Source organism: Kaarinaea lacus (assembly GCF_975902315.1).
Genome location: NZ_CDLKIE010000051.1, coordinates 1 through 4,048 on the forward strand (window position 1 = coordinate 1; position 4,048 = coordinate 4,048).

The 4,048-nt window shown below is 43.4% G+C and carries 3 protein-coding genes; 2 read left to right on the forward strand and 1 reads right to left on the reverse strand.

From position 1 onward, the window contains the following. Positions 1-285 precede the first annotated feature (285 nt). Positions 286-2,253, reverse strand: coding sequence for an FTR1 family protein (locus ACWVCM_RS00885; protein ID WP_455199807.1), 1,968 nt, complete (start codon positions 2,251-2,253; stop codon positions 286-288). Between the two features lie 417 nt (positions 2,254-2,670). On the opposite strand from ACWVCM_RS00885, the gene ACWVCM_RS00890 reads away from it, so the two are divergent. Both ACWVCM_RS00890 and ACWVCM_RS00895 read left to right on the forward strand, forming a co-directional pair. Continuing rightward, positions 2,671-3,444 (forward strand): zinc ribbon domain-containing protein, encoded by a 774-nt coding sequence (locus ACWVCM_RS00890; protein ID WP_455199808.1) that lies wholly within the window; start codon positions 2,671-2,673, stop codon positions 3,442-3,444. A gap of 359 nt (positions 3,445-3,803) precedes the next feature. Further along, positions 3,804-4,048 (forward strand): nuclear transport factor 2 family protein (locus ACWVCM_RS00895; protein ID WP_455199809.1); only part of this gene is annotated, 245 nt, incomplete at its 3' end.

Consider the following 4,048-nt stretch of genomic DNA (forward strand, 5'->3'; position numbering starts at 1 on the left):
ACCTGTGATAAAGACAGGCGTTTCAGAAGGTCCATCGAAAAAGCTATCAAAAAATCTTCCCCATTACCTATGCCTAAACAGGATCTGTTTGATAGAAGCGAGTTAATTCTGATATTTCAGGGTTAAGAGCTAATCTAAAAAAATTGTAATCAGATTTAAAAGGATTTGCATTCTTTGCTGATCCACAGGGTAACAGCAGGGGGTAGGACACAATTAACCTTATTTAATTGTTATGCGATCCATTACCCAAAGCTGTCTCCTGTTCGCCAGAATCCTGACCCGCTTTTAAGCCGCCTTTGCCTCTTCGCGTTTTATTTTATTACGGCTGACTATATAGAGCAGCACGGCTGCTGCTATCATTGTGGCTTGAATGCCCAGGCTCTCCAGGTTCGGAAATATACCCAGGGCATCAATTTCGAAAAAGTTTATCGGATCAACTCGTAGCTTGCCGGCTTCCTGTAACGCTGCTACACCTTTACCCGCAAATACTATAGCGAGAAGATAAAGGAATACAGAGTTAACGCGGAAGAACAATTTCAGTGGCAGTCGGATACTGAATTTAAAGATACCCCAGGCAATTAAACCGAGTATTCCCGCGGCGGTAAGCATGCCGGAAACTATATCTGCCTGGCCTTCGATGTTTGATTGCAGCCATAAAGTGTGGAAAAACAATATACTTTCAAAAACTTCACGATATACCGCGAGAAAGGCAACTACCGCCAGTCCTGCCAGTGCGCTTTCGGTGAGGGATTGTGATACTTTTGTTTTAATAAAATGTTGCCAGTGTAAGGCGTAAGTTTGCTTATGCAGCCAGAATCCAACATAGATGAGCATAGCGGCAGCAATCAGCGCAGTTATTCCTTCTGTCATTTCGCGGTTGGCGCCACTAATGTTAATAAAATGGTCTGCTGCAAACCATGTTAGTCCACCCAGGGCTAGTGCGCTAACCCAGCCAATGTGTAAATAGCGCATCATGTTGGAGCGGCCGGTCTTGATGAGCACTGCAGATATCGCAGCCAGTATTAGAATTGCTTCCAGTCCCTCTCTTAACAGGATCAAAAACGCACTAAAAAAATTGAGCGAAGATGAAAGGCTACCGTTATCGAGTTTAATGGCGGCAGCGGAAAGCATCGTAATAATATTTTCCTGAGCCGCCTGGACTTCATCGGGATCAGTATCAGTTTTAACCATGTCGCGATATTTTAGCATGGCTATTTCAATTTCTTTTCGAAGCTCGGGTGCGGCGGAATCCAGGGGAGTTTCAACTAGTTCAAAACCCTCCAGGTAAGCTGCCACTGCTAGATCATATGCACTACTGTGATCTCCTTTTTGAAAAGCAAGAAAACTTGCTTGTATTCCGTCTTCCGCTACTTTTAACGGATTAATGGTGGCTTTACCAATTTCCTCGGGGTTAGAGCGCAAGTAAGCAAGTTCCGCCAGTCCGTCACTACCATATTTGGCGGTTACCTGTGCGGGAGTACTTTGTGTCAGTTGTTCCAGGCTTTTTATTGAGGGACGTGACTTGGTCGCTGTATAGATGGCTTCACCTTTAGCGCGTTCTATGTCAGTGGCAAAAAAGTTACTGACGTAGAAAGCCAGTTGCCAGCGTTGCTGCGATGTCAGGTTATCGAAGGAAGGCATGGCAGTGCCGTTGACACCCAGGCTTATGGTATTGTAAAGCGAGAATACGCTGCGATGTTGTTGGCGCTCACGGTCACGAAAGTTTGCCGGTGGTGGCTGCAATGTGGCTGCCTGGGGACCGTCACCATAACCATCAGCACCATGACAGGTGGAACAGTTTTCTATGAATAATGTTTTGGCACTGCCAGGCTCAGGTATAACGCGAGGAGCAACACCCACGTGAAATTTATTAATAAGCTTGAGGCTAATATTATGAGAGAGGGCTACGATTTCTTCACTGGAGCCTTTTTGCTCGATAGAACGGAATAATTGCGCGGTTTCCTGTTTTATGGATGTGGAATTAGCGGGTAGCCGATTTGCCATTAACTGTAATTGTTCAGCAAATTCCTGTTGCTCTTTGTATTCTTCAACATCGGTAACTTTGCCATTTACGACAATTTCCGGATATTCAACCGCGACGTAATCCAGCATGTGCACCATTTTTTGCGCGATGCGCTGTACCTCTATATCTATATCGTTATCGTTCGTGGTGTCACCGGTTTTGGCATTTACTGATACAAAGGGAAACAAAAACAGCGTTAGGAGCAGCGTGTAGGGTAGGTATCTAAACATAAACATTTCCATTTACCTGACGAATTGATTGATAATTGCTTTGGCTGTAAATGCAAATGATAATGATTCGCATTTACCGTTAATTTATATCAATGTGGCACATTCGTCCAGTGAATTTTGCGTAGCTATCCTGCACCAGTTAGCGACATTGAAGGATTAATATTTTGGTATCCTATTGTTTTTATTGTAATAATTCGTAGCTGTTACTGGGAAATTACCTTGGAATCGAATGTATCAAGTGCATAAAACAGTGGTGGATTTGTAAGCAGTTCGTAAAGGGCTAAGTGCTGTGGGGGGGGGGACTTTTGTAACTCATAGAATACTCAATGAAAACCTCCTGCTTATAACATCTATTTGGCCTTAGAATTTTCATATAGATTGTTGTTCGGGAAAACCATAATAAAGAAGGAATAAGAAATGAAAATATGCAAAACCTGTGGCCACGAAATACCCGATAGCGCCAGCAAATGCACCGTTTGCGGATCTTTTCAAAATTGGCGCGGACACTTAAATTTCAGTTCTACAATACTTGCACTCCTGGTTGCCCTGGTGAGTGTTGTTGCTACCGCTGTTCCCGTTTTATCAGAAATGTTCGACCAGGACGATTCTGACGTTAATCTGGTTTTTCAGTTATACGATGTAGATAAGGCAAACAAGTACAACTATTTTTTTATCGCAGCGAACTCAGGTACACGTCCAGCGGGGATAGGGAAAGCAACCTTTCGTATTGAGGTAGATGGTAAACATCTCAAAAATACGGATGTGAATTATCTCAACAACAATAATGGTTATGTGCCAGAAAAAGATAATCTAATATTAATCGGCGAGACGGACGTGACTATGTTATCGGGCAATGGTGAATCGTCCGCACCTTTTCTGCAGCCCAACAGTTCCCATCAATTGAATTTAAGACTGAAATACGAGGAGGAAACCTTGCGGGCATTTATAAAATCCGAGGAAACGCTCGCAATGCACGCGGCTGATAAGGCGCCTGTTCAGAATAAAAGTCTGGCTATTGATGATCGTAATCTACTGAAAATATTGTCCGATGATCAGCTCGATGTTAATAACCCGGTTGAGAAATGCTCGATTTTGTTTGATATCATAAATTACAATTCCGAAATCGAAAAGCAAGCTGTTGAGGTTGATTGCACCGGTGTATTAAGTGATATTTTCAACAATTATAAATAGAAAGGGGTTAGAGCCATTGGTGTCCCACTAAACTACATCAAAAATGTTAAATATACTTGATAAGTAGAAAAAGACTCATTTCTAAGGACTACGAGACATGAATTTCACCCACCTTTATTTAAAATGTTTTCCCTCTCCCAAGATTGGGAGAGGGTTAGGGTGAGGGTTGAATTTTCATGGGCTTAGAGATCACCCCTCATCCTAACCTTCTCCCCTCAAGGGGAGAAGGGACTTTAGTGGGACACCTGTGAGCTGCACCCCTAAAAGGGTAATATGTTTAACAAAATGCATCCAGCCGGCAACAAAAAGCGTGGCACCTCATAATTGATCGTTATACGTCAACAACAAAGGACCTGGTTATGACAAATCTAGACAAAGCGAAACAATACCTGGACGCATGGAATGCGCACGACGCTGATGCCATTGTTAAGTCATTTGCCGCCGGCGGCACTTACTGCGATCCTACTGTTGAAGCTATTTCAGGCGACGAGATTGCTGCCAATGCAAAGCGCCTATGGAGCGCATTTCCGGATCTTTCATTCGATATTGCGCGTATAACCGAGAACGGCGCAGACAGGGTTGTGGCTGAGTGGATCATGAAAGG